We start from the raw sequence: 6567 nt of genomic DNA on the forward strand, positions 1-6567 counted from the left end.
GGAATGCCTCATGACAGGACGCCATGTTGCCAGAATCCGCGTGGGAACTGGGCGAGTTGCCGGACGACCGATCCTCGTCGCGGCGGCTGACACAGGGCGGCATATGGGGCCAAAAGCGGGGGCCGGAACTTGCGGTCCCAACCATCGAACGTCTGACTGCGTTGCCATGCGCTTCATGCATTTCATGTCGGTAATAACCCGTAGTGACGGTTCAGGGTTTCGTCAGCAGAATCGCCGCCTTCCGAAGACTCTCGAAATCATTCGGTGTACTTGGTATTTTATGTGAACATTCGTTCGGACAAAATTCGGCGTAGCGTTCCAGCGCATCATTTTTGCAGCCCGGGCCGGGACGGCACCACCGTTTCCGCTTTACGCGTTGCGGCACCCGTTATCCGGGGAGCCGCTGCATCCGCAATAGATAGAGGTACTCGATGAATGCATCCGTATCGCAGACGCGATCGTTCTCCACCATTTTCCTGATCGAGATGTGGGAGCGTTTCGGTTACTACGGCATGGCCGCGCTACTCGTGCTGTTCATGATCGACAAGCTCGGTTTCGCCGACAGTCACGCGAATCTCACGTGGGGCGCGTTTACGGCGCTCGTCTACGCGGCACCGTCGATCGGTGGCTGGATCGGCGACAAGATTCTCGGCTCGCGCCGCACGATGGTGTTCGGCGCGCTCGTGCTGTCGGCGGGCTATCTGATGCTCGCGCTGCCCGACGACCGGCTCACGCACATGTATCTGTCGCTCGGCGTGATCGTCGTCGGCAACGGTCTCTTCAAGGCGAATGCGGCGAATCTGGTGCGCCGCATCTACGAAGGCGACGATGCGCGCATCGACAGCGCGTTCACGATCTACTACATGGCGGTCAACATCGGCTCGACGGTGTCGATGCTCGCAACGCCGTGGATCAAGGATCACTGGGGCTGGCACGCGGCATTCGCGGTCTGCTGCGCGGGCATGCTGCTTGGCGTGCTGAACTTCCTGTTGATGTACCGCACGCTGTCGCACGTCGGTTCGGCGCCGGATACGCGGCCGATCGCATGGAAGGGCGTCGGCATGGTGGTGGCCGGCGGCATCGTGATCGGACTCGCCACGACCTTCGTGCTGCAGCACAAGGCGATCGCGGTGGCGTGCGTGTATGCGGCGGGCGTCGCGATCCTCGCGATCTTCGCGTACATGCTGATGCGCTGCGAGCGCTCGGAACGCGCGGGTCTGCTTGCGGCGCTGGTGTTGACGCTGCAGTCCATCCTGTTCTTCATCTTCTACCAGCAGATGTCGACCTCGCTGACGCTGTTCGCGCTGCGCAACGTCGATCCGGCGTTCTCGCTGTTTGGCATCACGTTTTTCTCGTGGAGCGCGGCGCAGTTCCAGGCGCTGAACCCGATCTGGATCATGCTGCTGAGCCCCGTGCTCGCGCTGATGTACACGCGCCTTGCGAACAGCGGCAAGGACGTGTCGGTCGCGGCGAAGTTCGTCGCGGGCTTCGCGGTCGTCGCGGCGGGCTTTTTCGTGTACGCGCTGTCGGGACGCTTCGCGGTGGATGGACGCGTGTCGTCGTGGTGGATGGTGGCAGGCTACGGGCTCTACTCGCTTGGAGAACTGCTCGTCAGCGGGCTCGGCCTCGCGATGATCGCGCGTTACGTGCCGTCGCGGATGAGCGGCTTCATGATGGGCGCGTACTTCGTCGCGACCGGCGTGTCGCAGTATCTCGGCAGCGTGGCCGCGAATTTCGCGCAGATGCCGTCGGGCACGCTCGACCCGCTGCAGTCGCTGCCCATCTATACGAAGCTCTTCATGGCGCTGGGCTGGCTCGCCGCCGCCGGCGCGCTGGTCGCGGCGCTGCTGCTGCCGCTGATGCGCAAGCTGTCGCGCGAACATCATTCGTATGGCGCAAGCGCCAGCGACGACAAGCGGCAGGCGCCGGGTCTCGTCGCCGCGGCGGAATGAGCGGTCGGCGTTAAAGCGCATCGCGTTTCGTGCAGGTTCGAGGTTGAAGGGCGGTCCCATCGGGATCGCCCTTTTTGCATCCGCGCATCGATCTACCGGCAGCCACGCATGCAAACCACGACCGCAGCCGCGGTAAGCTTGGGCCTCGCGACGCGCGAGCCGTCTCGTGCCATCGCGCGCCACCTCTAGATTTTCCGCGAACCCGCAGCGATGGACATCCACATCTCAGTCGAAGGGCGTCACGATCTGTCCGGACAGATCTATCGGCAGTTGCGCGCCGGCATCGTCGATGGAAGATTGACGGGCGGCACGCGGCTGCCGTCCACGCGCGATCTCGCGACCCAGCTCGGCGTATCGCGCAAGACGACGCTCGATGTCTTCGAGCGCCTCTTTGCCGAAGGCTATCTGATCACGCGTCCGGGCTCCGGTACGTTCGTGGCCGATGGGCTCGAGCGCTTGCCGGCCAGCCATCCGGGCGTGAGCGGCACGGGAGGCCATCTCGCTGCTGTGCAGGCCGCGCGCGCTACAAGCACAACGCGGCCGGGCGCGCAGCCGCTGCCGATGTGGGCGCAGCTGCCGGGACGCGAGTCGCTGCCGTCGCCGCTGACCGGCTCGCCGTTCGACTTCATCGGCGGCGTGACGGACAAGACACGCTTTCCGTTCGACGTCTGGCGCCGTTGCGTGAATCACGCGCTGCGTGCGCAGAGTCGCGGCCGCGGCACCTATCGCGATCCGGCCGGCGAGCAGGAACTGAGGCTCGCGATTTCCCGCTATCTCGCGTTCAGCCGCGCGGTGATGAGCAACTGGGACGAGGTGCTCGTGACGCAGGGCGCACAGGAAGCGCTCGATCTGATCGCGCGCGTCACGGTCGCGCCGGGCGATGTGGTCGCGGTCGAGGATCCCGGTTATCCGCCTGCGCGCGCGTGTCTCGCCGCGCGCGGCGCGAAGGTCGTGCCGGTGCCGGTGGACGGGCAAGGCTTGATCGTGCGCAAGCTGCCGAAAGCGGCGCGGCTCGTCTACGTGACGCCTTCGCATCAGTTTCCGCTCGGCATGCCGATGAGTCTCGAGCGGCGCGTCGAGCTGCTCGAATGGGCGCAGCAACGCGGCGCCGTCATCGTGGAAGACGACTACGACTGCGAGTTCCGCTTCGAAGGCCGTTCGATGGAGCCGTTGAAGAGCCTCGATCGCGCCGGTCTCGTCGCGTACGTCGGCACGTTTTCGAAGACGCTGTTTCCGGAGCTGCGCGTCGGCTACGTGGTGGCGCCGGCGTCGCTGTCGCCTGCGCTCGTGAAGGCGCGGATGATCGGCAGCGGCGGCGGATGCGCGCTCACGCAGACCGCGCTCGCGGCATTCATGCTCGACGGCGAGTTCGCGCGGCATCTGCGCCGCATGCACAAGCTCTATGCGGCGCGCCGCGAGATGCTGCTCGCGCATCTGAACGGGCGACTCGCGCCATGGCTGGAACCGGTTGCGACCGGCGCCGGCATCCACCTTGCCGCGCATTTTCGCGTGCCCGTCGACGAAGCGCGGGTCTCGGCCGGCGCGCGTGCGGCATCGATCGGGCTGCCTGGGCTCACGCCGTTCTACGTGAATGCGAAGCCCGAGCCCGGCCTGATGTTCGGTTATGGCGGCATCGAGATCGAGCACATCGATGCGGCGTTGACGAAGTTCGCACGATTGCTGCCGAAGCTCGTGCGAAGCTGAACCGTGCACGTCCGCGTCGGCCTTCATCCGGCTTCCGGTCGCGATTCCGGCGAGGACGTCCAGCGTTTTTCGTCGGTTTCTGGTTGCCCGCGGCGACTGCCGCGACGCGAAAAGCCCTGTTTTTGCAGCGTTATTTCGGTTTCCGGCGGATGGCCGGACGCGCTCGCCCGAGCGTCGCGCGCGAGGCCGGAATCACGTTTACCCCATGAAACAAGCGTCAAAATGTGTGAGAGAGTCGACGGCGCGCAACATAGTCGTCGCGCGAAGCGCAAAAAGATTCACGCGAAACGCTTGAGCGCTTGTAGAATCCGGCGTTGAAGCGTGTGCAATCTCGCGCACCTTCAAGCATTCTTTGACCACAACAGGTAGGAGAAAAATGGCAACTTCCGCAAAAAAGGCAGCCAAGAAAGCTGCCCCGGTAGCGACCAAAAAGGTTGCTGCAACGAAAGCCCCGGCGAAGAAAGCCGCAGCTAAGAAGGTCGCCGTGAAGGCGTCCGGTGGCGCACCGTCGCCGATCAAGGACACCTTCACGAAGGCCTCGCTGGCTGCTCACGTCGCTGAAAAGGCTGGCGTTGAACCGAAGGCGGCCAAGGCTGTGCTGGCCGCGCTGGAAGACACGATCCTCGGTTCGGTGCACAAGAAGGGCGCCGGCGAGTTCACGCTGTCGGGTCTTCTGAAGATCACCGCGCAAACCGTGCCGGCGAAGAAGAAGCGCTTCGGCAAGGACCCGTTCACGGGTCAGGAGCGCTGGTTCCCGGCCAAGCCGGCAAGCGTGCGCATCAAGGCACGTGCGCTGAAGAAGCTGAAGGACGCAGCAGCAGGCTGATCGCATCGTGTCGCGCCGCTCGCGTTCGCGCGGCGGCGTCGCATGTCATGCGCTGAGTCACGATCCCCGCGAGCCCAGGCTCGCGGGGATTTTTTTGTGCGTTGCTTTCGCGTGCCGGCCCCGTGCATCCGGGTGCCGTTCGCCGTGCGAAGGTTGCGCGCGGCGATGCGCATTACAATAGCGGCGTTCCAGCTGTTTTCCCGGATAGAGACCATGACTTACTGCGTAGCGATGTGCGTCAACGATGGACTCGTGTTCCTGTCGGACACGCGTACCAACGCGGGCGTCGATCACATCAGCACGGCGCGCAAGATGACGGTGTTCGAAGAGCCTGGCGAGCGTCTGCTCGTGTTGCTGACGGCCGGCAATCTGTCGCTGACGCAGGCGGTGCTGCACGCGCTCACCGAGCCGAACGGACGCGATCGCCCCACGTTGTGGAGCGCGCCGACGATGGCGGAAGCGGCGCGCGTGGTCGGCGAAGCCGTGCGCGAGGTGTATCAGCGCGAGGCGCGTTCGCTGCAGGAATTCGGCGTCGACTTCAACTGCAGCTTCATCCTGGGCGGCCAGATCCACTCGGGCAACGGTGCACCGGGTGCGCCGCGGCTTTTCATGATCTACGCGGCCGGCAACTTCATCGAGGCATCGAGCGTGTGTCCGTACTTCCAGATCGGCGAATCGAAGTACGGCAAGCCGATCATCGACCGCGTGCTGACACCCGCCACGCCGCTCGACGAAGCCGCGAAGTGCGCGCTCGTGTCGATGGATTCGACGCTGCGCTCGAACCTGTCGGTTGGCTTGCCGCTCGATCTGCTGGTCTACGAGCGCGATGCGCTGCGCGTGACGCGCTACGTATCGATCGATCAGGACAACGACTACTACGGGATGATTCATCGTACCTGGGGCGACCGTCTGCGCCAGGTGTTCGGCGAGATTCCCGATCCCGACTGGCGCATCGCGGACGACGTGCCGCTCGGCCAGCGCGCGCGTGCGCCGATCACGTATCGCGGCGCAACCGACGCAGAGGGCAGCAGCGTCGGCTCAGGCGGCCTCGGCGAGCATTTCCCGCCACAGACACTGGCACAGGCCACGAAGACCGGAGAGCCGCGTTAAACGCGCGACAGAGGCAGGCACGAAGAACAAAAAGGCGAGACGCCGCGGATCACGCGGCGTCTCGCCTTTTTCGTATCCGGCCAGCGATGGCCGAACGATGAGGGAAGCCTGGAAACAAAAAAGCCAGCCTTCGGCTTGCGCCTCCGGCTGGCTTCGCGTGCAACCCGGCGTACCGGGCTGCCCGTTCAGATGACGATCAGAACTTGTGACGCAGGCCCAGGCTGACGATCGCCTGGTTGTCGCCCGATGCGTCGTAGCCATAGTCGGCAACCGATGCGATCGCCGCACCACCGTTCGCATGCTGGTACGCGCCGACCAGGTAGATGTCCGTGCGCTTCGACAGGTTGTAGTCGCCGCCCAGCGAGAACTCGTGCCACGTGGCGCTCGTGTTGCCGCTGCCGTGCGTGTACGTGTAGCCGAAGCCGATCAGTGCTGCCGGCGTCAGCTGGTAGTTCACGAAGCCAGCGCCGACGTTGTACTTCTGCGTCGCGGCGAAGGTCGATTGCGCGTCCGGCTTGTACTGCGCGTTGCTGTAACGCAGACCGAACGTGAACGGACCCGCGACGTACTGACCTGCCACCGAAGCGATGCCGATCGACTTGGCCGTCTTGAACGCGTTGTTTTCGATGCCGCCGTCAAACGTGCCGTCCGACGTACCTGCCCACGTGGTGCGGTCCGTACCGGCCGTCACCGACGGGTTGTCCAGGCGGAAGTAACCAGCAGCGACGCTGAACGGACCCGTTGCGTACGTTGCGGCAGCTGCCCACGATTGGCCCGAACCCGTCTGGCCGGCAACGCCGCCCAGCGCGTACATGCCTTCGAACTGCAGGCCAGCGAACACCGGCGACGTGTACTTGATGGCGTTGTTCGTGCGCGAGCTGTTGTCAACGTCGCCAGCGGTCGTGAACGTGCTGCCCCAGTAGTTGTCAGCCGTCAGCGGCTGGACCAGGTCGACGACCGGGTCGTACTGACGAC

Annotated in this window: 5 protein-coding genes; 4 read left to right on the plus strand and 1 reads right to left on the minus strand. The window is 64.7% G+C overall.

Annotated features, from left to right (window positions below):
- The first annotated feature begins 431 nt into the window (after positions 1 to 431).
- The 4 genes from DVS29_RS30625 to DVS29_RS30640 all read left to right on the plus strand — a co-directional run bounded on the left by DVS29_RS30625 (position 432) and on the right by DVS29_RS30640 (position 5592).
- Positions 432 to 1952, plus strand: a complete 1521-nt coding sequence (locus DVS29_RS30625) for a peptide MFS transporter (protein ID WP_118184279.1) — start codon at positions 432 to 434, stop codon at positions 1950 to 1952.
- Between the two features lie 210 nt (positions 1953 to 2162).
- The gene (gene pdxR / locus DVS29_RS30630; protein ID WP_118184280.1) at positions 2163 to 3656 is read left to right on the plus strand and encodes a MocR-like pyridoxine biosynthesis transcription factor PdxR; all 1494 of its coding nucleotides are present in this window, start codon (positions 2163 to 2165) and stop codon (positions 3654 to 3656) included.
- A 376-nt stretch (positions 3657 to 4032) separates the two neighbouring features.
- Positions 4033 to 4482, plus strand: coding sequence for an HU family DNA-binding protein (locus DVS29_RS30635; protein WP_118184281.1), 450 nt, complete (start codon positions 4033 to 4035; stop codon positions 4480 to 4482).
- A 213-nt stretch (positions 4483 to 4695) separates the two neighbouring features.
- On the plus strand, positions 4696 to 5592 hold the full coding sequence (locus DVS29_RS30640; protein ID WP_118184282.1) for a proteasome-type protease: 897 nt from the start codon (positions 4696 to 4698) through the stop codon (positions 5590 to 5592).
- 196 nt (positions 5593 to 5788) lie between these two features.
- Here DVS29_RS30640 and DVS29_RS38005 read toward each other — a convergent pair.
- Positions 5789 to 6567: porin (locus DVS29_RS38005; RefSeq protein WP_240655867.1), on the minus strand; the 779-nt coding region annotated here is incomplete at its 5' end.

Origin of the sequence: Paraburkholderia phosphatilytica, from assembly GCF_003443895.1 — a bacterium.
Lineage (GTDB): Bacteria > Pseudomonadota > Gammaproteobacteria > Burkholderiales > Burkholderiaceae > Paraburkholderia > Paraburkholderia phosphatilytica.